This is a genomic window from Amycolatopsis kentuckyensis (genome assembly GCF_002155975.1).
GTDB lineage: Bacteria > Actinomycetota > Actinomycetes > Mycobacteriales > Pseudonocardiaceae > Amycolatopsis > Amycolatopsis kentuckyensis.
In genome coordinates, this window is the sequence record NZ_MUMI01000146.1 from 1 (window position 1) to 22844 (window position 22844).

General features: G+C 72.4%; 23 protein-coding genes. 6 read left to right on the top strand and 17 right to left on the bottom strand.

Annotated elements, in window-relative coordinates; genetic code table 11:
- The 3 genes from CCN39_RS15515 to CCN39_RS15525 all read right to left on the bottom strand — a co-directional run.
- A partial coding sequence (locus tag CCN39_RS15515) for a GNAT family N-acetyltransferase (protein WP_086842631.1) occupies window positions 1-1045 on the bottom strand: 1045 nt, incomplete at its 3' end.
- A gap of 70 nt (window positions 1046-1115) precedes the next feature.
- Entirely contained in the window at window positions 1116-1889 is a 774-nt protein-coding gene (locus CCN39_RS15520) for a DUF4333 domain-containing protein (protein ID WP_086842633.1), read from the bottom strand.
- 158 nt (window positions 1890-2047) lie between these two features.
- Window positions 2048-4825, bottom strand: a complete 2778-nt coding sequence (locus CCN39_RS15525; protein WP_086842635.1) for a DEAD/DEAH box helicase — start codon at window positions 4823-4825, stop codon at window positions 2048-2050.
- A 123-nt stretch (window positions 4826-4948) separates the two neighbouring features.
- Between CCN39_RS15525 and CCN39_RS15530 the strand changes: the two genes are divergently transcribed.
- On the top strand, window positions 4949-5524 hold the full coding sequence (locus CCN39_RS15530) for a hypothetical protein (RefSeq protein WP_086842637.1): 576 nt from the start codon (window positions 4949-4951) through the stop codon (window positions 5522-5524).
- On the opposite strand, the gene CCN39_RS15535 is transcribed toward CCN39_RS15530, so the two are convergent.
- From CCN39_RS15535 to CCN39_RS15565, 7 genes are all read right to left on the bottom strand, one after another.
- Window positions 5521-6402 (bottom strand): diacylglycerol/lipid kinase family protein, encoded by an 882-nt coding sequence (locus tag CCN39_RS15535; protein WP_086842639.1) that lies wholly within the window; start codon window positions 6400-6402, stop codon window positions 5521-5523. The genes CCN39_RS15530 and CCN39_RS15535 overlap by 4 nt on opposite strands.
- Window positions 6402-7373, bottom strand: coding sequence for a twin-arginine translocase subunit TatC (tatC, locus tag CCN39_RS15540; RefSeq protein ID WP_086842641.1), 972 nt, complete (start codon window positions 7371-7373; stop codon window positions 6402-6404). The genes CCN39_RS15535 and tatC overlap by 1 nt, the downstream gene beginning before the upstream one ends.
- 86 nt (window positions 7374-7459) lie before the next feature.
- The gene (tatA, locus tag CCN39_RS15545) at window positions 7460-7774 is read right to left on the bottom strand and encodes a Sec-independent protein translocase subunit TatA (RefSeq protein ID WP_086842643.1); all 315 of its coding nucleotides are present in this window, start codon (window positions 7772-7774) and stop codon (window positions 7460-7462) included.
- Window positions 7775-7805: 31 nt separating this feature from the next.
- Window positions 7806-8018, bottom strand: coding sequence for a bacteriophage holin (locus tag CCN39_RS15550; protein ID WP_086842645.1), 213 nt, complete (start codon window positions 8016-8018; stop codon window positions 7806-7808).
- Window positions 8019-8027: 9 nt separating this feature from the next.
- Window positions 8028-9008 carry a helix-turn-helix transcriptional regulator gene (locus tag CCN39_RS15555; RefSeq protein ID WP_086842647.1) on the bottom strand — a complete coding sequence of 327 codons (981 nt, stop codon included), beginning with the start codon at window positions 9006-9008 and terminating at the stop codon, window positions 8028-8030.
- Window positions 9005-9988, bottom strand: a complete 984-nt coding sequence (locus CCN39_RS15560; protein WP_086842649.1) for a helix-turn-helix transcriptional regulator — start codon at window positions 9986-9988, stop codon at window positions 9005-9007. Before CCN39_RS15560 ends, CCN39_RS15555 begins: the two co-directional genes overlap by 4 nt.
- A 10-nt stretch (window positions 9989-9998) precedes the next feature.
- Window positions 9999-10430, bottom strand: a complete 432-nt coding sequence (locus CCN39_RS15565; protein WP_086842651.1) for a winged helix-turn-helix transcriptional regulator — start codon at window positions 10428-10430, stop codon at window positions 9999-10001.
- 107 nt (window positions 10431-10537) lie between these two features.
- Here CCN39_RS15565 and CCN39_RS15570 point away from each other — a divergent pair, with 107 nt between their 5' ends.
- Window positions 10538-11461, top strand: a complete 924-nt coding sequence (locus tag CCN39_RS15570; RefSeq protein WP_086842653.1) for an NADP-dependent oxidoreductase — start codon at window positions 10538-10540, stop codon at window positions 11459-11461.
- Window positions 11462-11614: 153 nt separating this feature from the next.
- A complete protein-coding gene (locus tag CCN39_RS15575) occupies window positions 11615-12313 on the top strand; it encodes an SDR family oxidoreductase (protein ID WP_086842655.1) in 699 nt (232 codons plus the stop codon).
- On the opposite strand, the gene CCN39_RS15580 is transcribed toward CCN39_RS15575, so the two are convergent.
- Both CCN39_RS15580 and pafA read right to left on the bottom strand, forming a co-directional pair.
- On the bottom strand, window positions 12310-13332 hold the full coding sequence (locus CCN39_RS15580) for a WD40/YVTN/BNR-like repeat-containing protein (protein ID WP_086842657.1): 1023 nt from the start codon (window positions 13330-13332) through the stop codon (window positions 12310-12312). The genes CCN39_RS15575 and CCN39_RS15580 overlap by 4 nt on opposite strands.
- A gap of 84 nt (window positions 13333-13416) precedes the next feature.
- Complete coding sequence (gene pafA / locus CCN39_RS15585; protein ID WP_043784126.1) at window positions 13417-14775, bottom strand: Pup--protein ligase; 1359 nt, start codon at window positions 14773-14775, stop codon at window positions 13417-13419.
- 143 nt (window positions 14776-14918) lie between these two features.
- On the opposite strand from pafA, the gene CCN39_RS15590 reads away from it, so the two are divergent.
- Together CCN39_RS15590 and CCN39_RS15595 are read left to right on the top strand one after the other, a co-directional pair.
- Entirely contained in the window at window positions 14919-16400 is a 1482-nt protein-coding gene (locus CCN39_RS15590; protein WP_086842658.1) for a bifunctional phosphatase PAP2/diacylglycerol kinase family protein, read from the top strand.
- A gap of 104 nt (window positions 16401-16504) precedes the next feature.
- The gene (locus CCN39_RS15595) at window positions 16505-17719 is read left to right on the top strand and encodes an alpha/beta hydrolase (RefSeq protein ID WP_086842660.1); all 1215 of its coding nucleotides are present in this window, start codon (window positions 16505-16507) and stop codon (window positions 17717-17719) included.
- Window positions 17720-18198: 479 nt separating this feature from the next.
- Here CCN39_RS15595 and prcA read toward each other — a convergent pair whose 3' ends face one another.
- The 4 genes from prcA to dop form a co-directional block, all read right to left on the bottom strand.
- On the bottom strand, window positions 18199-18990 hold the full coding sequence (gene prcA / locus CCN39_RS15600) for a proteasome subunit alpha (RefSeq protein WP_086842662.1): 792 nt from the start codon (window positions 18988-18990) through the stop codon (window positions 18199-18201).
- A 54-nt stretch (window positions 18991-19044) separates the two neighbouring features.
- Window positions 19045-19899 (bottom strand): proteasome subunit beta, encoded by an 855-nt coding sequence (prcB, locus tag CCN39_RS15605; protein WP_086842664.1) that lies wholly within the window; start codon window positions 19897-19899, stop codon window positions 19045-19047.
- 111 nt (window positions 19900-20010) lie between these two features.
- Window positions 20011-20205, bottom strand: a complete 195-nt coding sequence (locus tag CCN39_RS15610) for a ubiquitin-like protein Pup (RefSeq protein WP_013226725.1) — start codon at window positions 20203-20205, stop codon at window positions 20011-20013.
- Window positions 20206-20291: 86 nt separating this feature from the next.
- Entirely contained in the window at window positions 20292-21794 is a 1503-nt protein-coding gene (gene dop, locus CCN39_RS15615) for a depupylase/deamidase Dop (RefSeq protein ID WP_086842666.1), read from the bottom strand.
- Window positions 21795-21835: 41 nt separating this feature from the next.
- On the opposite strand from dop, the gene CCN39_RS15620 reads away from it, so the two are divergent.
- Window positions 21836-22354 (top strand): NUDIX hydrolase, encoded by a 519-nt coding sequence (locus CCN39_RS15620; protein WP_086842668.1) that lies wholly within the window; start codon window positions 21836-21838, stop codon window positions 22352-22354.
- On the opposite strand, the gene CCN39_RS15625 is transcribed toward CCN39_RS15620, so the two are convergent.
- Window positions 22345-22844, bottom strand: a 500-nt coding sequence (locus tag CCN39_RS15625) for a hypothetical protein (RefSeq protein ID WP_086842669.1), incomplete at its 5' end; no start/stop codon positions are given. The genes CCN39_RS15620 and CCN39_RS15625 overlap by 10 nt on opposite strands.

Sequence of the window (22844 nt, forward strand, 5' to 3'; positions counted from 1 at the left end):
GGCGCAGCCCGGCGGGCCGGTCGGTGCGCCCGGCGCCGTCCGGCGTCACCAGGTAGGTGCCGCTGTTGCCGGGCAGCAGCGGATCGGTCACCTCGAGCACCACCGGCTCGGCGGGACCGTACGCCCGGGCGGCCAGCGCGGCCGGGACGTCGACGAGCCGGATCCAGTGCTCGTCCCCGATCCGGTCGACGGTCCCGCTCCGGTGATCGGCCAGCAGCAGGTCGATCGGGTCGTCGAGCGGCTGCGCCTCGACGGCGATCCGGTCCACCAGGTCGAGGCCGAGCAGGAACCGCCACAGCCCCGCGAACGCCGCCGGGGAACCGGCGAACAGGTCCCCCACTTCCAGGGTCTTGGTCCACGGGTGCGCCTGCGGCCCCGCCACGTGGTAGACGGCGAAGCCGTCCGGCCCGCCGGGACCGTGGTGCACGACCGCCTTCGCCGGCGTGGTGTGCCGCCGCAGCTGCATCTCGTACAGCCGCCACAGCACCTCCGGCCGGGACATCATCCCCGGCCGGCGCTCGAGGCCGTCGTACACACCGGGACAGACTTCCAGGGCCCGGTCGAGGTCCAGCAGCTCCAGCTCCCCGCCCACCGGGGCGTCCGGCCGCAGCCGCGCCCGGTGCCGGTCGACGCTGTAGGCGCGGTACCGCGTGGCCAGGCCGTACCCGAACCGGCCGTAGATCCCCGCTTCCGACGCCAGCAGGTTCGCGAACACCACCCCGCGCGCGGCGAAGTCCTCCAGCTGCGCCGTCATCATCGCCCGCAGCACCCCACGGCGAGTCCGGTCGGCCCGCACCCCCACCGAAGTGACACCCACCATCGGCCGCCGCGCCCCGCCGGGCACCGTCAGCTCCGCGTCGAACGAACGGGCCGTGCCGATCAGCTCCGGATCGAACGCCCCGACCGCGCCACCGGGCTGGTAGTACCGCGCCGCGTACACCCATTCGGCGTCGTCGGACGGCGGGAAGTGCACGGTCTCCCGGAACAGGTTGCTCGCCGCCCGGTGCTCCTCGGTGCCCAGCGTCCGGATCTCGAAGTCGCTCATGCCCGGATCATCTCCGGAAACGCCGGAGCCCGGCCACCGAATTCACCGGCGGCCGGGCCCGGAGGTCACGCTACTTGGCGACGGGCGGGGAAACCTCGTAGTTGCCGCCGTCGCCCTTCACCGTGATCGGCACCTGCTGCGGCTTCCCGGCGATGGTGGCGGTGCACTCGAACTTCGCCCCGTCCTCCACCTTCTGCTCGGCCGGGCAGGTGACGCCGGTGACGCCGTCGATCTTGTAGGTCTCGGTCAGCAGCTTCTGCACGTCGGTCTGCATCTGGGTGTTGTTGAAGACCTGCGTCTTCAGGAACCCGGGCGCGACGAACCCCAGCACCAGGAACACCGCCACGGCGACGATCGCCGCGACCACGCCGATCAGCAGGCCCTTCTTCGACTTCGCCGGCTGCTCCCCCTCCGGCGCGGCCGTGCCGGGGAACTGCTGCTGGCCGTAGTCGTACTGCCCACCCGGCTGCTGCCCGCCGTACTGCGGCTGCGCCTGCGGACCGCTCTGCGGGTACGCCCCGCCGGGCTGCTGCCCGTACTGCGGCTGCGCCTGCGGGCCGCTCTGCGGATACCCGCCGCCGGGCTGCTGGCCGTACGGTGGCGGCTGCTGGCCCCACTGGGGCTGCTGCGGCGGGGCGTAACCGCCCGGCTGCTGCCCCCACTGCTGCGGTTGCTGGGGTGGCTGCGGCTGGCCCCATTGCTGCTGCTGGTTCGGGTCGTAAGAAGGCTGCTGCGGCTGGCCCCACTGCGGCTGTTCCTGCGGGCCGCTCGGCGGGTACGCGCCGCCCGGCTGCTGCCCGTACTGGGGCTGCTGTGGGTCGTTGCCGCCATACGGCGTGCTCATCGTCTGCCTCCGCCTGCTTCACTCATCTCGCTGTCCACCCCGAAACACCGGCAAGCCGCGCACACACGGTGTCGAACGCGATCCAACCACAGGTCGGAGCCGAGCACACGTGCCCACGCTCACCGCCTCCGCCGCTTGGAGCAGGCCTTACACGGATATCACGCCGCTCCCGCGGCCACGACTCCCCGCCGGAGTGCCTTCACCGCCTCCGCGGCCGCGGCGCCCACCGGATCCGCCTTGCCCAGCACGTCCCGGATCTGGTCGAGCAGGTCGATCACCTGACGCGACCAGCGCACGAAGTCACCGGCCGACAGCTCCTGGCCGTTGGCCTCGGCCGCGGTGAGGACCTTCTCCAGGGATTCACCCCGCGCCCAGCGATAAACCGGCCACGCGAACCCGGCGTCGGGCTCCCGCGTCCGGTCCAGCCGGTGCCGCCGCTCGTCCTCGGTCAGCTCCACCCACAGCCGCGCCGTCTCCTGCCACGCCTCGGGCACCGCCCCGCCCGGCAGCCGCGGCTCCCCGGCGGTGTCCCGGCGCGCCTCGAACACCAGCGTCGACACGACCGCGGCCAGCTCGGCCGGGTTGAGCTTGCGCCACACGCCGTGCCGGATGCACTCCGCGGCCAGCAGGTCCGACTCGCTGTAGAGCCGCGTCAGCCGCCGGCCGTGCTCGGTGACGCGATCCTCACCGTCGCCGGCCGACTCCGGCCCCAGATAGCCGCGCTCACCCAGGAGGGCCAGGATCCGGTCGAACGCCCGCGCCAGCGAGTGCGTCGTCGCCGCGACCTTCCGCTCCAGCTGCTGCGTCTCCGCGGCCAGCCGCTGGTACCGCTCCACCCAGCGCAGGTTCGCCTCCCGCTCGGCCAGCCCGTGACACGGGTGCGCCCGCAGCGCCCGCCGCAACGCCGCCAGCTCCCCGTCCTCGTTCGCGCCCGATCGCCGCTTCTGCCGGCCCGGCAGCGAAATCCCGGCGTTGCGCAGCGTCGCGGCGATGTCCCGGCGCGTCCGCGGCGACCGCAGCTCGATGTGCTTGGGCAGCTTGATCCGCCCCAGCGCCTCCACCGGCGCCGGGAAGTCCGCCACCGACAACGGCCCCGACCACCGGTCCTCGGTCACCACCACGGGCCGCGGCTCCCGGATCGGGTCCAGGCCCGGGTCGACCACCACGGCCAGCCCCGCCCGCCGGCCCGCGGGCACCGCGATGACGTCCCCCTTGCGCAGCTTCTCCAGCGACTCCGCCGTCCCGGCCCGCCGCGCGGCGGTGTTCTGCCGCGACAACGCCTTCTCCCGCGCCGAAAGCTTCGCCCGCAGCTCGACGTACTCGAGCATCTCGTCGAAGTCGCCGGTCACCGCGGCCGTGTAGCCCTTCAGCGCTTCCTTGTTCCGCTCGATCCGGCGCGCGGTCCCCACCACCGACCGGTCGGCCTGGAACTGGGCGAACGACTGCTCCAGCAGCTCCCGCGCCTCGGCCGCGCCGACCTGCGCCACCAGGTTGACCGCCATGTTGTAGCCCGGCCGGAACGACGACCGCAGCGGATAGGTCCGCGTCGAGGCCAGCCCGGCGACCTGCTTCGGATCCACCCCCGGCTGCCACGCGACGACGGCGTGCCCCTCGATGTCGATGCCGCGCCGCCCGGCCCGGCCGGTGAGCTGCGTGTACTCCCCCGGCGTCAGGTCGACGTGCGCCTCGCCGTTGTACTTCACCAGCCGCTCGAGCACGACCGTGCGGGCCGGCATGTTGATCCCCAGTGCCAGCGTCTCCGTCGCGAACACGACCTTGACCAGCCCGCGGACGAACAGCTCCTCGACGGTCTCCTTGAACGCCGGCAGCAGCCCCGCGTGGTGCCCGGCGATCCCGCGCTCCAGGGCCTCCCGCCACTCCCAGTACCCCAGCACACCCAGATCGCCCTCGGGCAGATCCGCCGTGCGCTCCTCGATGACCCGCCGGATCTCCTCGACCTCACCCGGCCCGTTCAGCCGCAACCCCGACCGGACGCACTGCGCCACCGCCGCGTCGCAGCCCGCGCGCGAAAAGATGAACACGATCGCCGGCAGCAGCCCGGCCCGGTCCAGCTGCTCGACGACGTCGACCCGCGACGGCGGCCGGAACCGCGGCATCCGCGGCGGCGCACCCCGCCGGCCCCGCGGCCCCCGGAACCCGGCCGGCGCGTACTGGCGGCCGATCTCCTCGGTCCGGCGCAGCAGGGTCGGGTTGATCCGCAGCTCGGCGTTCGGCGCGTGCACGTCGTCCCCGGCGAACAGGTCCAGCAGCCGGTTCCCCACCAGCATGTGCTGCCAGAGCGGCACCGGCCGGTGCTCGTCGACCACGACCGTCGTGTCGCCCCGGACCTCGACCAGCCACTCGCCGAACTCCTCGGCGTTGCTGACCGTCGCCGACAGCCCGACCACGCGGACGTGCTCCGGCAGGTGCAGGATCACCTCTTCCCACACCGCGCCCCGGAACCGGTCGGCCAGGTAGTGGACCTCGTCCATCACGACGTACCCGAGGTCGGTGATCGTGGAGGAGCCCGCGTAGAGCATGTTGCGCAGCACCTCGGTGGTCATCACGACCACCTGCGCGTTGCCGTTGACCGAGGTGTCCCCGGTCAGCAGGCCGACGGCGTCGGTGCCGTAGCGGGCCACCAGGTCGGCGTACTTCTGGTTCGACAGCGCCTTGATGGGCGTCGTGTAGAAGCACTTGCGGCCCTCGGCGAGCGCCAGGTGCACGGCGAACTCGCCGACCACCGTCTTGCCCGCCCCGGTGGGCGCGCAGACCAGCACGCCGTGGCCGTCCTCGAGAGCCTGGCATCCGCGGATCTGGAACTGGTCGAACTCGAAGGACACCTCCGCGGCGAAGCGCGTCAGCTGGGGGTGCTTCCCGCGGCGCGTGGAGGCCGCATAGGCCTCGGCCGGGGACGGAGAAGGGCTACTGGCCACCTCGTCAGGGTTTCACACCCCTCCGACAGTTCGCACGTTGCGTACTTCGACCCGCTGTACAGGTCGTTATACACCCGCGGGGGACCGCGGAACCGGTTCGGGTCCGGCCGCGTCGGAGCGGGCATGACGGAACCGTGCCCGAGCTGCGGCTTGCTGGACCAGGTGCAGCACGTGCCCGCGGTCTACCACGGGGGCCACTCGTTCTACCGCGGCCAGGGCCCGGCGGTCGCGGTCCCGGCCGGCGACGGCGTGCTCGTGACGAGCAGCCAGGTCAGCGGGGTTTCCGTGACCGCGGTCGCCCGCTCCCTCGACCCCTTCCCTCCCCCACGCCGCGGTGGCGGCCTCCTGGCGGCGGCGATCCTGCTGGCCATGGTCGGCAGCTGTTTCCTGCTGCTGCCGTTCTCGGCATCCGACGACCCGCCCCCGGGCGGCGCGGCATCGAAGGTGCTGGGCTTCGCGGTGCTCTCGGTGCCGGCGTTCGGGGTGTACGTCGCCACCGGCGTGCTGGTCTGGCTGTACGTCCGCCGCGTGCGGGCGCACCGGCGGCAGCGGCGCGGGGTCCCGGCGGCGCAGCAGGTGTGGGAGCAGGGCTGGTTCTGCCACCGCTGCGGCGGCGTCTACTTCGCCGACTCGGGACGGCTGCTGACGCCGGCGCACTTCCGGCACCTGGTGGCGCGGGCGGGCGGTTACGACCGTTAGGCCAGGACGGTGAGCGCGCCCGGCACGCAGGTGGCCGTCACCGGCACGGTGCCCTGCGGTTCCCCGTCGGCGTAGGCGGGCCAGGTGTTGCCGGCCAGGGTCACCGAGCGGGCGCGCAGGGTGCGGACCGCCGGGTGGGTGACGTGGTTGCCGGTGCGCAGGCCCGGGAGCATGCGGATCAGGCCGCGGCGGGTGGCGTGCCCGATGATCGTGACGTCGAAGACGCCGTCCTCGGGGTCGGCCGTCGGGCAGATCGGGACGCCGCCGCCGTAGAACCGCGTGTTGCCGATCGCCACGAGCGTCGCGTCGAGTTCGAGGCGGCCGGTGCCGGTATCGACGACCACCGGCCGCGGCCGGAACGACGCCAGCTCGGCCAGGATCGCCACGTCGTAGCGGCGCGGGCCGGACGGCCAGCGCAGCCGGTTGGCGCGTTCGTTGACGCTCGCGTCGAACCCCGCGCACAGCACCGTCGCGAACCAGGTGTCACCGGCGCGGCCGAGGTCGATGCGCCGGCGGGCACCCGAGCGCAGGGCCGCGACCAGCGCGTCGACCGCCGGGAGCGGCTCGCCGGGGACGCCGAGGGCGCGGGCGAAGTCGTTGCCGGTGCCCGCCGGGACCAGGCCCAGCGCGACGTCGTTGTTCGCGCAGAACTGGACACCCTGGTGGGCGGCGCCGTCCCCGCCGAGCACGATCAGCACGTCCAGCCCGGCGGCGTGGGACGACCGCATCAGCGCTCGGGACTCCTCGACGGAGTGGGCGACCAGCACGTCGAGCCGGTCGACCGCCGCGCGCAGCCGCTCGGCGACGGTGTCGGCGATCCGGGCGGCCGCGCCGTGCCCCGACGCCGGGTGCACCGCGAGCGCGGCGTGGATCCCCACTAGGTGACGTCGTCGGTGCTCGACCGGCCGCCGGACGCGGTCGGGGCGGACGGCTCGTCGTCGACGGTGCTCGGCGTGTAGTCGAACGGCGCGGCTTCGTCGTCGGCGAGCTTGTCCCAGCCCTCGTCCCCGCGGGCCTTCTCCAGCTTGCGGTCGTGGAAGCGGGCCATCTGCACGGCGATCTCGAACAGCACGGTGAGCGCGCCGGCGAGGCCGAGCATGGAGAACGGGTCCGAACCGGGGGTGGCGAACGCCGCGAAGACGAACAGCGCGAACACGATGCCGCGCCGCCACTTCTTCAGCTGCACGTACTTGACCACGCCGACGCGGTTGAGCATCACCACCAGCAGCGGGAGCTCGAAGCTGATCCCGAAGATGATCAGCAGCGACAGCAGGAACGAGATGTACTTGTCCGCGGTCAGCGCGGTGACGAAGGCGTCCTGCCCGAAGCCCATGAGCAGCTGCAGGGCGTGCGGGAAGAGGATGTAGGCGAGCACGGCGCCCGCGGCGAACAGCACCGACGCGAACCCGACGAAGGTCAGCGCGTACTTGCGTTCCTTGCTGTACAGGCCGGGCGCGATGAAGGCCCAGAGCTGGTACAGCCAGGCCGGCGAGAGGAGCACGGCCCCGGCCGCGATACCGACCTTCAGCTGCGTCATGAACGCTTCGAACGGCACGGTCTGCAGCAGCCGGCACCCGTCGGCGCTGTCGAGCCGCCGATCCGGCGGGATGGCGCAGTACGGGTCCTTCACGAGGTCGCCGAGCGACGGGATCGGGCCGAGCTTGGTGCCGAACCAGATGAACCCGAAGATGCCGCCGATGACGACGGCGAGCAGCGCGAAGCCGAGGCGGCGGCGGAACTCGTAGATGTGCTCGATGAGCGTCATCGTGCCGTCGGGGTTGGTGCGACGGCTGCGCTTGCGCCGCATGGAGCGGCGGCTGTCACCGTTTCCGGAGGCGGATTCCGCCACGGGTTGTTCCGTTCTCGTCGGAGTCCGCCGGAGCGCGCCGGAATCGGCGCGCTCCGTGGACGGGGGACCGGGTGTGGCCTAGCCGCTCAGCTGACGTTCTTCTGCGGCTGCTCGGCGGCCTGCTGCTTCTTCAGCTCGTCGAGCTGACGCTGCAGGTCGGCGACCTGCTGGTCGGTCGAAGCGGGCGTGGCGGGCGTGGCCGGGATCTGCTTCGTGTCGGCAGGCACGGCGTCTTCGTGCGCCGCGGCCTTGTCGCCGGTGAGGTCCTTGGTCTCGGCCTTGAAGATCTTCATGGACTTGCCGATGGACCGGGCCGCGTCGGGAAGCCTCTTGGCCCCGAACAGCAGCACGACGACGAGCACCAAGATGATCAAATGCCACGGCTGCAATCCGTTCAGCATGGTGGCCTCCTATCTGCGTCTGGTAGGGATGTTACTGGTTTTCCGCTTTGTGGCGGCGCCGCGCGAACGCGACCCGCAGCCCCGCCGCCCTGGCCCGGACGAGCCCCGCCCGGTCCTGGGTGTTCGTCACCACCATGCTTGTGGTTTGCCGGAAAGCACGCAAGACCTTGACGGTCCGCACCGAAAGGACCACGAGGACGGCGAGGCCGAGCACGATGAGCACGGCGGTGGGCAGGTACGGCACGCCGTCAGCCTAGTGGTCGCAGGTTGACGGAAGGTGACGGGCTCGGGCCACGGCGTCGGCGGCGCGGCGACCGACGTCGGACGCGAGGTCGGCCGGGCTCTCCACCAGCGCTTCCCCGCCCAATCCCAGCACCAGGCGCACCATCCACGACTGGTCGGCGTAGCGCATCCGGATCCGCAGCCGGCCACCGTCGAGCTCGTCGAGTTCCTCGCACGGGTAGTACTCGGCTACCCAGCGTGCGTCCGGGTCGAGGACCAGGACGGCCTCCCGCTGGTCGGGACGCTCGCGGAAGACACCGTCGGAGAGGTCGGTGGGGTGGGCGTGGGCGGGCGGCCGCGACGGCTCTTCGAGGACGGTCAGCTCGTCGATCCGGTCGAGCCGGAACAGCCGGACACCCTCGGCGCGGCGGCACCAGGCTTCGAGGTAGCCGACGGCCTGGACGATCAGCAGCCGCATCGGGTCGACCGTGCGCTCGGTGATCTGGTCCTTCGAGGCGGTGTAGTAGCGGATCCGCAGCGCGCGCCCGTCCTGCAGCGCCCGGGCGACCTCCTCGCGGGTCCGCGCGGTCTTCTTGCCCTCGCGCACTCCCCCGCCGACGACCACGCCGGCCGGCTGCGCCTGCCCGGCGGCGGCCTCGATCTTGGCGATGGAGCGGCGGACGGCGTCGCCGTCGACCACGCCCGGCGTCTCGGCCAGCGCCCGCAGCGCCACCAGCAGCGCGGTCGCCTCGCCGCCGGTCAGGCGCAGCGGGCGGTTCATGCCGGCGTCGTGGGTGACGACGATCGTGTCACCCTCGAAGGACAGGTCGATCAGGTCGCCGGGGCCGTAGCCGGGCAGCCCGCACATCCACAGCAGCTCGAGGTCCTTGCGCAGCTGCTTCGGCGTGACGTCGAAGTCCTGCGCCGCGTCGTCGATGCGGACGCCCGGGCGCGCCAGCAGGTACGGCACGAGCGCGAGCAGCCTCGGCATCCGGTCGGTGGACCCGCTCACCGGGCGCTCACCTGCCGGGCGACGACGGCCTCGAGGCGGTCCTGCACGCTCTTGGCCAGCACGTCGGGCTCGAGCACGACGACGTCGGGACCCTGCGCGCTGATCCAGTCGGCGGCCGATTCGGGGTAGAGCAGGCCGATCTCCACGAGGTCGCCCTCTTCGCCGTCGACGGTGGCGCGCCCGACCACGGTGCCGCGGCGCCGGACCCCGGCCGCGCGGCCGTCGGCGACCCAGACGCGGGCGGTGGTGACCGGCGACGGCTCGCTGTCGCCGGTGGCCGTGACGAGCTTGAGCAGGTTGACGCCCTCGGGGCGCCGGACCTCGCCGGGCTTGCCGACCGGGCGGACCTGCCCGGTGACGCGCGAGAGCCGGAAGCAGCGGGTGGCACCGCGGTCGCGGTCGTGCCCGACGACGTACCAGCGGGCCCGCCAGGACACCACGCCCCACGGCTCCAGGGTGCGCATGATCCGCTCCGGCGATCCGCTGCGGCGGTATTCGAAGCGCACGGCCTGGCCGTTCTGGACCGCGGCCAGCAGCGGCCCGAACGCCGGCTCGGCCCGTACCCGCGGCTCGACCACGGTGGGCGCCTGGTCGTCGACCTCCAGGCCGGCGGCGCGCAGCTTCACGAGCGCGCCCTGCGCCTGGCCGGTCAGCTCCGGGGAATCCCACAGCCGGGAGGCCAGCGCGACGGCGGCGGCTTCGTCGGGGGCGAGGTCGATCTCGCCGAGTTCGTAGTCGCGGCGGGCGATGCGGTAGCCCTCGATCGCGTCGAACGCGGAGTTGCGGCCGGTCTCCAGGGGGATGCCGAGTTCGCGCAGCTCGGTCTTGTCCCGCTCGAACATCCGGAAGTAGGCGTCGTCGCTGGCCGCGTCGCCGTATCCGGGCACGATGCCGCGGATCTTCTCGGCAGTGAGGTACTGCCGGGTGGACAACAGGGCCAGCACCAGATTGACCAGCCGTTCGGCGCGTGCGGTGGACACCCGGTAGAGCCTAGCCCGCGCCGCCCGGCCCGATCGTGAGGTCCGGGGTACGCGCGTCGTAATCGCTTCGCGCGGCGTCGACGGCTTCGAAGTTCGCCTCGGCCCAGTCCTTGAACCCGGCCATCAGCGCCCGCAGGGATTCCCCCAGTGGCGTAAGGGAATAGTCGACGCGGACGGGCACCGCCGGGGTGACCTCGCGGCGGACGAGGCCGTCCCGTTCGAGCACCCGCAGGGTCTGGGTGAGCATCTTCTGGCTGACCCCGGCGATCCGCCGCGAAAGGTCGCTGTAGCGCTGCGGCCCGTCACCGAGCGCGACGAGGATCAGGCTGACCCACTTGCCGGCGATCTCGTCCAGCAGCTTCCGGGTCGGGCAGGCCGCCAGGTAGGCGTCGTAGGCGGCTTTTTCGGCTTGCCGCCGCTGTTCCGCCGTGCGCGTGGGCACCGGGGTGCACCTCCCTCTTGCGAACGTCACCGTGCGGTGGGCACCTGCAAGTGCGTACTTCCCGATGGAGAGTAGCTCCCCCTACGTTCGCCGGGAAGGAGGTTCGGATGCGTGCGATGGTGATCCGCCGGTTCGGCGGGCCGGAAGTGCTGGAGTTCGTCGAGGTACCGGTCCCGGAGCCGGGCCCCGGGCAGGTCCGGATCCGGGTGGCGGCGGCCGCGGTGAACCCGGTGGACCTGGCGACCCGCAGCGGGGCGCTGAGCGCGGCCGGGGTGGTCCCGCCGCGCGAGGTGCTCGGGCTGGGCTGGGACGTCGCCGGGTCGATCGACGACGCCGGGGACACCGGGTTCCGGGCCGGCGACGCCGTGCTCGGCCTGCGTGACCGGATCGCCACGCCGCTCGGTGCCTACGCCGAGCAGATCGTGCTGGACGCGTCGGCGGTCGCCCCCGCGCCGGCCGGCGTCTCCCCCGCCGAAGCCGCGACCCTGCCGCTGAACGCACTGACCGCCGCCCAGGCACTCGACCTGGTCGACACGACCGGGACGGTCCTGGTCACCGGGGCGGCCGGGGCGGTGGGCGGGTACGCCGTCGCGCTGGCGCACGCGCGCAAACTCCGGGTCGTCGCGGTGGCTTCCGAAGCCGACGAAGCGCAGGTCAGGGCCTTCGGCGCGGACGAGTTCGTGCCGCGCGGCCCCTCGCTGGCCGACCGGGTCCGCGCGGTGGTCCCGGGTGGCGCGGACGCCGCCCTCGACACCGCACTCCTCGGCTTGGACGCCCTCGACGCGGTCCGCGGCGGCGGCGAGTTCGTGGCCTTCGCCGCGGGAGCCGCCCCGATCCCCCTCCGCGGGATCCGCGTCCGCACCGTCTGGATCCGCGCGGACGGCGAGCGCCTGGCCGAGCTGGCCCGCCTGGCGCAGAACGGCACGCTCCCGTTGCGAGTGGCCGGAGTGATGCCCTTGGCGGAGGCGGCGGTCGCTCACGAGCGGCTCGCCGCGGGCGGGCTGCGCGGCCGGCTCGTGCTGACGCCCTAGCCCGGCGCGGCCAGCCGCGGGTGGGCTGCGTGGCCGGCACGTGCTGATCCCCAGCCCAGCGCGACCAGCCGCGGGCGGTCCGGCCCGTGCCAGCGTTGTGAGGACCAATCCCACGAGAACCTCGATCCGCGAAGCCGCCTTAACCTGGAGCTCATGGAAGATCGCGTTCTCCTCATCACCGGTGCCTCCCGTGGCCTCGGCGCCGCCACCGCGCGCCTGGCCGCCGAAGCCGGGTTCAAGGTCGCCCTCGTCGCCCGCAAGCTCGAATCCGTCGCCCCGCTCGCCGCCGAGCTCGGTGCGGACCGGGCGCTCGCGCTCGGTGCCGATGTCGGCGACTGGCCGGGCATCTCCCGGGCCGTCGCCGCGGCCGTCGAGAAGTTCGGGCGGCTCGATGCCGCCTTCGCCAACGCCGGGATCGGGGTCGGGACCTCCTTCTTCGGCGACGACGATCCCGACCCGCGCGCGTGGGAGCCGATGGTCCGCACGAACGTCCTCGGCGCCGCCTACACCGCCCGCGCCGCCCTGCCCGCGCTCCGGGAAACCGCCGGCCACCTGCTGATCACCGGGTCCGTGGCCGGCCGCTACATCCGCAACGCGAGCCTGTACTCCGTGACCAAGTGGGCGGTGACCGGGATGGCCGGCGCGATCCGCGAGGAGGCCGTCGGCACCGGCGTGCGGGTCACGCTGATCAACCCCGGCATCACCGACACCGACATCCTCAGCGACGAACAGCGCCGGAAGCCCCGCCTGCAGCCCGAAGACATCGGCCGCGCGGTGCTCTACGCCCTCCAGCAGCCGCCCTCGGTGGACGTCAACGAGATCCTGGTCCGCCCGACCGGCCAGGTCCTCTAGCGAAGCCGGGCGACGCGGCCCTGTGCGCCACTCGCCCAGCAGGCGGTCCCGGCGCAGTCCACGCTGTCGAAGCTGCCCGTGTCGAACGACGTCCAGTGCCGGCCGCCGTCCTGGCTCGTGTCGCTGCCGCCGGGGCCGACCGCCAGGACCGTTCCGCCGCGCCAGGCCAGGCCCGAGCGGTAGCCGGCGGGGTACTGGCCCGGTGTGGTCCAGGTGCGGCCGCGGTCCCGGGTGAGGGCGACGGCCGGGCCGGGCGCGGTCGGGTTCGCGAAGTCGCCGCCGATCGCGACGCCCTGGGACGGCGAGCGGAAGGCCAGCGCGAACACGCCCGCCGACGGGCTGCTCGGCAACGGCGTGCCGGACGCCGTCCAGTGCCGGCCGCCGTCACCGGAGTGCAGGACGCGGGCGGTCGCGCCGCCACCGGTCGCGAGCCAGGCGTCGAACGGCCCGGCCGTGGTGACGCACTGGCCGCTGGCCGCGAACCCGGCCTCGCCCGGCAGCGCGGGCGGGAAGCCGCTGTCGGGCACCGGACGCCAGCTGCGGCCGCCGTCGAAGGTGGCCTGGACCCGGAACCGGCCGTCGACGGGGTCGCTCATCGCCAGGCCGCGCCACGGGTCGAAGAAGGCGAGGCAGTCGTAGAACGCCGCCGCGTCGGTGTTCTGGAACGTCTGGCGCCAGTGCGCGCCGCCGTCGTCGGTCCGGTAGACGCGGGAGTCGGTACCCGGGCCGATGGAGAGGGTCACGGCGTGGTCGGCGTCGAAGGCCTCGATGTCGCGGAACTGGAGCGTCCCGGTCCCGGGCGGCCCGACGGACTTCCAGGTGGCCCCGCCGTCGGTGGTGCGCAGGACCGTGCCCTGCGTGCCGCTGACCCAGGCCACCCGCGCGCTGACCGCGGACAAGCCGCGGAACTGGGCCGTGACGCCGGTCGGCTTGAGCTCCCACGTCAGCGGGCGCTCCCCCGCCGACGCCGGGACCGCGATCGAGACCAGCAGGGCGCAGACGAGCAGCACGACACGCATGCCGCGATCCTGCCGCACCCGCCACGCGACTTTCGTCGGTACCGCCGAAGGGGACGCCCGGCGCGCCCTTCGGCGGTACCGGGGTCAGAGCGAGCTGATCAGGCGTTCCACCCGCTCGTCGACCGAGCGGAACGGGTCCTTGCACAGGACCGTGCGCTGGGCCTGGTCGTTCAGCTTCAGGTGCACCCAGTCGACCGTGAAGTCACGGCCCGCGGCCTGGGCGGCGGCGATGAAGTCGCCGCGCAGCTTGGCCCGGGTCGTCTGGGGCGGGGTGTCCTTGGCCGCTTCGATCTCGCCGTCGTCGGTGACCCGGCGGACCAGACCCTTGCGCTGGAGCAGGTCGAAGATGCCCCGGCCCCGGCGGATGTCGTGGTAGGCGAGGTCGAGCTGGGCGATGCGCGGGCTGGACAGGTCCAGGTCGTGCTTGTGCCGGTAGCGCTCGACCAGCCGGTGCTTGATCGCCCAGTCGATCTCGGTGTCGATCTTGCCGAAGTCCTGCTGCTCGACCGCGTCCAGGGCCCGGCCCCACAGCTCGACGACGCGCTCGTTCGCCGCGGTCGTGCCGTTGTCCTTGATGTGCTGGACCGCGCGGGCGTGGTATTCGCGCTGGATGTCCAGCGCCGAGGCCTCGCGCCCGCCGGCCAGCCGCACCTGGCGGCGGCCGGTGAGGTCGTGGCTGATCTCGCGGATCGCCCGGATCGGGTTGTCCAGGGTGAAGTCGCGGAACTGGACGCCGGCCTCGATCATCTCGAGCACCAGGTTCGCCGAGCCGACCTTGAGCATGGTCGTCGGCTCCGCCATGTTCGAGTCGCCCACGATGACGTGCAGCCGCCGGTAGCGCTCGGCGTCGGCGTGCGGCTCGTCGCGGGTGTTGATGATCGGCCGCGAGCGGGTCGTCGCGCTGGAGACGCCCTCCCAGATGTGCTCGGCACGCTGGGAGAGGCAGTAGACCGCGCCCCGCGGGGTCTGCAGCACCTTGCCGGCGCCGCAGATGAGCTGGCGGGTCACCAGGAACGGGAGCAGCACGTCCGCGATCCGGGAGAACTCGCCCGCCCGGGTCACCAGGTAGTTCTCGTGACAGCCGTAGGAGTTGCCCGCGGAGTCGGTGTTGTTCTTGAACAGGAAGATGTCGCCGCCGATGCCCTCGTCGGCGAGCCGCCGTTCGGCGTCGACCAGCAGGTCCTCGAGGATCCGCTCCCCGGCCTTGTCGTGCGTGACCAGCTGGACCAGGTCGTCACACTCGGCCGTCGCGTACTCGGGGTGCGAGCCGACGTCGAGGTAGAGCCGGGAGCCGTTCGACAGGAAGACGTTCGATGAGCGTCCCCACGACACGACTCGCCGGAAGAGGTAGCGCGCCACCTCGTCGGGCGAGAGCCTGCGCTGTCCGTGGAAGGTGCACGTGACCCCGAACTCGGTCTCGATGCCAAAGATCCGCCGCTGCATTCCACCAGAGTAGGCGCTGGACCCCCTCCGACGGTGCGCCGTTCGGGCGTCGACACGCCCCCAGTAGGCCACAGACGGTGAATTCACCCCGAATACGGCACGATTGGAGCACGGCCCTTGACGTCACGCGGAAGGCGGACTCCTTGTCACACCAGCTCATCCGGGCCTTCCGGCGGGTCGGCCGGACCGATCGCGCCCTGATGCGCCGCAGTGCCTCGCTGCCCGTCTCGAAGGCCGACGACGCGCTGATGACGCTGTCGAGATCGGCGAACAAGTCGCGCTTGTGGTGGGTCGTCGCCGCGCTGCTGGCCAGCCGCAAGGGCCCGACGCGCCGCGGTGCGCTGCGCGGGGTCGTCGCGATCGCCGGCGCCAGCGCCGCGGCCAACCTGATCGGCAAGCCGCTGTTCCCCCGCCGCCGCCCGGCCGAGGAGGAGGTGCCCATGCACCGCCGCCTGCGGAAACGGCCCACGTCCTCGTCGTTCCCCTCCGGCCACTCCGCGTCCGCGGCGGCCTTCGCCACGGCGGTGGCGATGGAGTCGCCGCGGGCCGGGCTCGCCGTGGCGCCGCTGGCGCTGGCCGTCGCCTACTCGCGGGTCCACACCGGCGTGCACTGGCCCTCCGACGTCGGTGTGGGCCTGGGCATCGGCGTCGGCGTCGGCCTGGCCACCCGGCACTGGTGGCCGCTGCACGACGACGTCCCGGGCCGCACGGCCCACGACGCGGACGCCCCCGAGATGGTCGACGGCGAGGACATGCTCGCGGTCGTCAACCCGAACTCCGGGGTCGCGGGCCAGGACCCGACCGAGGACGTCAAGTTCGCCTGGCCGAAGGCCACGCTGCTCTACCCGGACCCCGAGCGGGGCCTCCGTGCCCAGCTCGAAGCCGAAATCGACGCCCGCGGCACGGTCCGCGCGCTGGCCGTCGCGGGCGGCGACGGCACCGTCGCGGCGGTGGCCTCGGTCGCCGCCGAACGCGGCCTGCCGCTCGCCCTGGTCCCGGCGGGGACGCTCAACCACTTCGCCCGCGACGTCGGTGTCAGCTCCATGCCCGACGCCGACGCCGCGACCGAGGTCGGCAACGCCGTCCGCGTCGACCTGGGCGAAGTCGAGATCGACGGCGCCGGCGACCCGGACCACCGCTGGTTCGTCAACACCGCCAGCCTCGGCGGCTACCCCGAGATGGTCCGGCTGCGCGAGAAGCTGCAGGAAAAGCACCCGAAGTGGCCGTCGGCCGCGATCGCGCTGGCCAGGACCCTGCGGCACGCCAAACCGCTGACCGTCCGGCTCAACGGCAAGCGGACGCAGGTCTGGCTGCTGTTCGTCGGCAACGGCACGTACGCGCCGAAGGGGTTCGCCCCGAGCCGGCGGCCCGCGCTGGACACCGGCCTGCTCGACATCCGCTACCTGCGCGCCGACCTGCCCTACTCCCGCGCCCGGTTCCTGCTGGCGATGATCACCCGCAGCCTCGCCGCCAGCCACGTCTACCAGGAGCTCGACCTGCCCGAGCTGGACGTCGAGCTGCTCGACGGCAACCGCCGCGTCGCCACCGACGGCGAGGTCGGCCCGCTCGGCAACCGGTTCCGCTTCCGGTCGCGGCCCAGCGCGCTGACGCTCTACCGGCTCTGAAGGTTGCTTTACCTTCTCTCAACGAACCCACAGCCAGTCCTCGCTAGCTTCGCGATCGAGTCGCGGGCACGCCTGCCCGCGGCCAGGGGACGAGCGGGGATTCGATGGACGGGCACGGCCTGGCGAGCATCATCCACCGGGCCGCGAGCGACCCCGTGCTGCCGGGTGACGTCACCGCGCGCGCCCGCGACCTGGGCCCGCTCGAGTCGCCGCTGATCTGGCTCGGCTTCGCCTCGGCGGCCGTCGCCGTTCTCGCCGTCATGATCGCGCTCTGGTACCGCCGCCGCGTCCGGCGCTGGGGGTTCGCGGCGTTCGGCGTGCTCCTCCTGGTCGCGGCGGTGACCGGGGTCAACAGCTACGTCGGGTACGTCCGCACCTCCGACGACCTCGCCCGGCTCCTCCAGCGCGGCCCCGGCGTGGTCAGCTTCGCCGGCCGCCTGCTCGACGACGGCAGCGAGACCCCCGAGCCGTCGTCGGATTCCGCTTCGCCGTCCGCGCCGCGCCCCGGGGCGGGCGCCGCGGCCGGCGGGCAGCGGATCGACGTCGTCAACCTCCCGGACCCGGCGCACGGGATCCCGTCGGGCAGCAACTACGTCATCCTCCCGCCGGGGTACGACACCGACCCGAAGCGCCGGTACCCGGTGGTCTACCTCATCCACGGGTACCCCTTCGGCGGTCCCCGGGACTGGCTCACCTCGGGAGACGCCCCCGGCACGTTGCAGGCGCTGCAGCAGGCCAATGTCATCGCCCCGATGATCGTGGTCAGCGTGGACATGACCGCCGGCACCCCCAGCACCGACTGGGAGTGCCTGAACGTGCCCGGTGGGCCGCAGCTGGAGAGCTACCTGGCCGGGACCGTGGTCCCGGCGATCGACCAGCGGTACCGGACGCTGGCCGATCGCACCCACCGGGCGCTGGGCGGGATGTCCGGAGGCGGGTTCGGGGCGCTCAACATCGGGCTGCACCACGTCGACGAGTTCGCCACGCTGGTGATCGCCCTGCCCTACGACGACCTCAACGACTCCGTCGGCATTCTCGACGGGAACCGTGCGGCCATCGCCGCCAACACGCCTCGGCGGTACCTGCCGACCATGCGGTTCTCGGCGCCGATCTCGGTGATGCTGGCCGTGGGCACCGGGGCGCCGACGGATGTGGCGACGGCTCGGCGGATTGCCGATGCGCTGCATGCTCGGGGGCAGGAGGCTGTGGTTCACGCCGAGCGGGGGTTCAACCACACCTGGCACACTGCCCGGGCTACGCTGCCGTATCTGCTGGCCTTTGCTGACCAGACTTTTCGGACTTCTTCTGCGGCGTCTTGAGCTTGGGCTTCTCTGGGGGTTCTTCTCGAGTGGGTTGTATTCGCCGAGTTTTCCCCGCCGGCCCGAACGCCGGATTGTTCAACGGCCGTCAGACCGTGTCAAGGCGGGAAAGCGTGCCTTGACACGGCCTGACGGCCGCTGATTTGGCTGCGTATCGGGTCGGCAGGGGGGTGTGGTTGGTGGTGGCGTGCGGTGGCGTGGCAGGCCTTGCTCGCTGCCCCCATTCGCCCGTCAGCGCTCGCGCCTCGGTCCTTGCCGCTCGGCGCTCATCGCGTGCGGTGGCGTGGCGGGCCTTCCTCGCTGCCCCCATTCGGCCCTCGGCGCTCGGCCCTCGCCGCTCATCGCGTGCGTCGGCAGCGTTTTCTCACTGCTCGGCGCTCATCGCGTGCGTGGCAGCGTTTCTCACTGTTCGGCGTGCTTTCTGCCGCGCCGCGCGGAGCGGGGCCTGGCGGGTGGCCAGGCCCCGCTTGCTCGGGTCTTTACTCGCCTTCTGGCTTGCTCTCCGGCTCTTCTCCCTGCGGGTCCGGGACCGGGAGCAGGGTGTCCAGGGCCGCGCCCGTCAGGCGGCGGAACATGCGGCGGGGGCGGTCGCGGTCCAGGACCGCCACCTCCAGTTTGATCGGGTCCGCCTCGCCGTTTCCGTTCGGGGATGCGTTCGCCGATGAGGATGACGAGCCCGCCGACGAGCCCGAAGCCGGCTGGGTTGGCGTTCGGAGGGCCGCCACCGCCACTCCCAGCGCCGCCTGGAGGTCCAGGCCGTCCTCGAAGGTCTCCTTCAGCTTTGTGGAGATCTTGTCCGTCTGGCCGCCCATCACCACGTACTGGGGCTCGTCGAAGATCGAGCCGTCGTAGGTCAAGCGGTACAGCTGGTCCTCGGCCGAGGTTGCGCCCACCTCCGCCACGCAGATCTCCACCTCGAACGGCTTCAGCTGCTCGGTGAAGATGCTGCCCAGCGTCGCCGCGTACGCGTTCGCCAGTGCGCGGGCGCTCACGTCGCGGCGGTCGTACTGGTAGCCCTTCAGGTCCGCGTGGCGGATGCCCGCCACCCGCAGGTTCTCGAACTCGCTGTAGCGCCCGACCGCGGCGAAGCCGATCCGGTCGTAGATCTCGGAGACCTTGTGCAACGTCGCCGACGGGTTCTCCGCCACGAACAGCACGCCACCCGAGTACTTCAGCACCACCACGCTCCGGCCGCGCGCGATGCCCTTGCGCGCCAGCTCGGAACGCTCCCGCATCAGCTGTTCGGGAGAGGCATACAACGGCATCGTCACGGTGTGCGCTCCAGGTCTTTCGGTGTTCCAACGTTCACTGGTTCAAGCCCCGCGTCAGGACAGCCGGCGCTGCTGGCGCTCGATCCGCCCGGCCACCACCGCTTCGGCCACCGCCGCCGTCTCCGACTCCGACAGCTGGACGGCGCCGTGCTCGGCGGTGATCGTCACGACGCTCGGGAAGATGCGCCGGACCAGGTCCGGGCCGCCCGAGGCGGTGTCGTCGTCCGCCGCGTCGTACAGCGCCTCCACGGCGACGCGCACCGCTCCTTCGACGTCGGCGTCCGGGTCGTGCAGCTTCTTCAACGCCGATTTCGCGAACAGCGAACCCGAGCCGATGCCCGCGTAGCCGCCGTTCTCCTCGTAGCGGCCGCCCGCGGCGTCGTACGAGACGATCCGGCCCGCGTGCTTGGCGTCCTCGGCCTCCAGGTCGTACCCCACGAACAACGGGATCGCCGCCAGCCCGGCCATCGCCATCTCGAGGTTCGCCTTGACCATCCCGGCCAGCTTGTTCGTCTTGCCGTCCAGCGACAGCGAGACGCCCTCGATCTTCTCGTAGTGCGCCAGCTCCACCGCGTACAGCCGCACCATCTCCACGGCCAGCCCCGCCGTGCCCGCGATGCCGACCGCCGAGTACTCGTCGGTGACGTGCACCTTCTCGATGTCGCGGCTCGCGATCAGGTTCCCCGACGTCGCGCGCCGGTCACCCGCGATCAGCACACCGCCGGCGAACGTGCACGCGACGATCGTCGTGCCGTGCGGCACGCCCAGCTCCGCCACGCCGCCGGTCACCCGCCGCTCCGGAAGCAACTCCGGTGCCTGCACCCGCAGGAAGTCCGAAAACGACGACGTCGCCGACGAGAAGTACGGGGCCGGCAGCGCGGGACCCGAGATGCCCCTGGTGTTGTCCATACGTGCTCAAAAATCCCATCTGTGCGGGCCGGAGCCCCGCGTGCGGCAACCCGTCACGCGGAACCCCGGCCGCCGGCTGAACGGTCGGCAAGGGGGCGGAGCCCCGAGCGGCTATTCGCCGCCCTTCTGCACGTAGGCCCGGACGAAGTCCTCGGCGTTCTCCTCGAGCACGTCGTCGATCTCGTCGAGGATCGTGTCGACGTCCTCGCCGAGCTTCTCGCGCCGCTCCTGACCCGCCGCGCCGGTGTCGTCGAACTCCTCGTCGGAGTCACCACCGCCGTGCTTTTCGATCTTTTCCTGGGCCATCTCGCCTCCCGGTGTGGCTGATGTTTCCTAGCCTACCCAGCGCCCCCGACATTCGGGGTCACGCCGCGATCGCTGGTGCGTCCCGCCTAGTCCGAACCGGTGAGCGCCTCCACGAGCTCCTCCGCCGTCGCCGCGTTGTCCAGCAACTTGCCGACGTGCGCCTTCGTCCCCCGCAGCGGCTCCAAGGTCGGGATCCGCACCAACGACTCCTTGCCCACGTCGAAGATGACCGAATCCCACGAAGCCGCCGCGATCGACGTCGCGTACTTCTCCAGCGCCCGGCCGCGGAAGTACGCGCGGGTGTCCGACGGCGGCGTCGTCACCGCGGCCAGCACCTCTTCCTCCGAGACCAGGCGTTTCATCGACCCGCGGGTGACGAGCCGGTTGTACAGGCCCTTCGCCAGCCGCACGTCCGAATACTGCAGGTCCACCAGCCGCAGCCGCGGCGCGCCCCAGGCCAGGTTGTCCCGCTGCCGGTAGCCCTCCAGCAGCCGCAGCTTGGCCGGCCAGTCCAGCCGGTCCGCGCACTCCTGCGGGTCGCGCGCCAGCGCGTCCAGCACCTCGCCCCAGACCCGCAGGACCTCCTTCGAGGCCTGGTCGGCGCCGGTGCGCTCGAGGTTCTGCGACGCGATCTCGTGGTAGGCGAACTGCAGGTCCAGCCCGGTGTACTTCTTCCCGTTCGCCAGCGCGACCTGCACCTTCAGCGTCGGGTCGTGGCTGATCTGGTGCACCGCCTTGACCGGCTCGTCCAGCTTCAGGTCGTCGAACCGGATGCCCGACTCGATCAGGTCCAGCACCAGCGCCGTCGTCCCGACCTTCAGGTACGTCGAGTACTCCGACATGTTCGCGTCGCCGATGATGACGTGCAGCCGCCGGTACTTGTCCGCGTCCGCGTGCGGCTCGTCGCGGGTGTTGATGATCCCGCGCTTGAGCGTGGTCTCCAGGCCGACCTCGACCTCGATGTAGTCCGCACGCTGGGAGAGCTGGAACCCGGCCTCTTCACTCTGCTGGCCGATCCCGACCCGGCCCGAGCCGGTGACGACCTGCCGCGAGACGAAGAACGGCGTCAGCCCCGCGATCACCGCGGTGAACGGCGTCGACCGGGCCATCAGGTAGTTCTCGTGCGTGCCGTAGCTGGCGCCCTTGCCGTCGACGTTGTTCTTGTACAGCTGCAGCTGCGGCTGGCCCGGCACGGAGGCGGCCTTCATCGCCGCCTCCTCCATCACCCGCTCGCCCGCCTTGTCCCAGATGACCGCGTCGCGCGCGTTCGTCACCTCGGGCGCCGAGTACTCCGGATGCGCGTGGTCGACGTACAGCCGTGCCCCGTTGGTCAGGATGACGTTCGCCGCACCCAGGTCCTCGACGTCCGGGTCGTGCCCCGGGCCGCCCGGGCCGGTCAGGTCGAACCCGCGCGCGTCCCGCAGCGGGCTCTCCACCTCGTAGTCCCACCGCGCCCGCCGGGCGCGCGGGATGTCGGCCGCCGCCGCGTAGGCCAGCACGACCTGGGTGGAGGTGAGTACCGGGTTCGCCGTCGCGTCGCCCGGCACGGAGATGCCGTACTCGACTTCGGTTCCCATGATCCGCCGCATGTCACCACCCTACGGGGTCGCCCTAGTGGAACGATGCACCCATGCCAGGCAGTGACGAACTCGTTGCCCTCTATGACCAGGCCGGTGCGGTGGTCGGCAGCACCACCCGCGCCCGGGTCCGCGCCGGCGCGCTGTGGCACGCCGCCGGCGTCGTCCTGGTCCGTTCGGGTGACGGAAACGCGGTCTACGTGCACCTGCGCACACCCGGTAAGGATGTGTTCCCCTCCACCTGGGACTGCTGGGCCGGTGGGGTGGTGGCCGCGGGCGAGACCCCGGCCGAGTGCGCCCGCCGCGAACTCGCCGAAGAACTCGGCGTCCAGGGAGTGGAACCGGTGCCCCTGTTCACCAAGGTCTACGACGACGGCCGCAACCGCTGCCACAACTTCGCCTTCGAGGTCCGCTGGGACGGCCCGATCCGTCACCAGGCCGAAGAGATCGTCGAAGGCCGCTGGATCACCCTGGACGAGCTGCGGGCCTGGATCGACGACCCGGCCCCGGAGCTGCCCTTCATCCCCGACGGCCGCGAAGGCGTCCAGGAATGGTTCCGCCGCTACGGCTGAGCGGTGAGCTTCGCCGTCATCGCGGGCAGCAGCCGCTTCGCCGCGTCCACCGCGCGGGCCTCGGTGCTCGCCGAGACCGTCAGCTCGGACACCAGCGACCCCTTGGCCAGCATCACCGTGCAGGTCTTGCCGTCGCACCAGGCGTGCTGCAGCTCGACCCCGGGCTGGGCGGGGAAGCTCACCGTCTTGCCCTCGCACTCGTTCTCCGCGACGGCCTGGGCGGCCGACCGGTCCGGGAACGCGAGCACGCGGTGGATCAGCGCCGACCCGCTCGGGTAGTGCCAGGTCGCGGTCCGGCGGCCCACCGACGGCCCGTCCGCCAGGCACCCCGACGCCTCACCGGAAACCGGCTGGACGCCTTCCTCCGCGACATCGGCGTCGGTCAGCAGCGCCCGCTCCGCGAGCGGCCCGAGATCCGGGACCGCCGGTTTCTCCGGCGCGGCCTGCGCCTGGCTCACCCGCGCTTCCGTGGGCGGCGGCGCCGGCGCCG

Coding starts and splice junctions, on each gene's coding strand:
- CCN39_RS15610 (WP_013226725.1), bottom strand. CDS start 20,205: ATGGCCCAGGAAAAGATCGAAAAGCACGGCGGTGGTGACTCCGACGAG.
- CCN39_RS15595 (WP_086842660.1), top strand. CDS start 16,505: ATGGACGGGCACGGCCTGGCGAGCATCATCCACCGGGCCGCGAGCGAC.
- CCN39_RS15580 (WP_086842657.1), bottom strand. CDS start 13,332: ATGCGTGTCGTGCTGCTCGTCTGCGCCCTGCTGGTCTCGATCGCGGTC.
- pafA (WP_043784126.1), bottom strand. CDS start 14,775: ATGCAGCGGCGGATCTTTGGCATCGAGACCGAGTTCGGGGTCACGTGC.
- tatA (WP_086842643.1), bottom strand. CDS start 7,774: ATGCTGAACGGATTGCAGCCGTGGCATTTGATCATCTTGGTGCTCGTC.
- prcB (WP_086842664.1), bottom strand. CDS start 19,899: ATGGACAACACCAGGGGCATCTCGGGTCCCGCGCTGCCGGCCCCGTAC.
- CCN39_RS15575 (WP_086842655.1), top strand. CDS start 11,615: ATGGAAGATCGCGTTCTCCTCATCACCGGTGCCTCCCGTGGCCTCGGC.
- CCN39_RS15620 (WP_086842668.1), top strand. CDS start 21,836: ATGCCAGGCAGTGACGAACTCGTTGCCCTCTATGACCAGGCCGGTGCG.
- CCN39_RS15570 (WP_086842653.1), top strand. CDS start 10,538: ATGCGTGCGATGGTGATCCGCCGGTTCGGCGGGCCGGAAGTGCTGGAG.
- CCN39_RS15530 (WP_086842637.1), top strand. CDS start 4,949: ATGACGGAACCGTGCCCGAGCTGCGGCTTGCTGGACCAGGTGCAGCAC.
- CCN39_RS15520 (WP_086842633.1), bottom strand. CDS start 1,889: ATGAGCACGCCGTATGGCGGCAACGACCCACAGCAGCCCCAGTACGGG.
- dop (WP_086842666.1), bottom strand. CDS start 21,794: ATGCGGCGGATCATGGGAACCGAAGTCGAGTACGGCATCTCCGTGCCG.